Source organism: Photobacterium sp. R1, from assembly GCF_054600795.1.
Genome location: NZ_BAAHZP010000302.1, coordinates 1 through 327 on the forward strand (window position 1 = coordinate 1; position 327 = coordinate 327).

The following is a 327-nucleotide window of genomic DNA, read 5'->3' on the forward strand; positions in this document are numbered from 1 at the left end:
TACGGGTTTCAGCCAGTACCACACCAATCCCCTGCGTCCCTTCGAGCAGTTTGATCACTACAGGCGCACCACCGACCATATCAAGCAGGTCGCCAATGTCATCAGGTTTACTGGCAAAGCCAGTGATCGGCATCCCCACTCCTTTGCGCGACAGCAATTGCAGCGAACGTAATTTATCCCGTGAGCGCGTAATCGCCACAGATTCATTGACCGGAAAAACCCCCATCATTTCGAACTGACGCAATACCGCACAGCCATAAAAAGTCACCGATGCGCCGATACGCGGAATAATGGCATCAAATCCGGATAAATCCTGTCCTTTGGAGT

1 pseudogene is annotated in these 327 nt (G+C 51.7%); it reads right to left on the bottom strand.

Going from position 1 to position 327, the window contains the following annotated elements:
- Positions 1–327 (bottom strand): annotated as a pseudogene (locus tag ACYP03_RS25150) (30S ribosomal protein S6--L-glutamate ligase); the annotation flags it as partial.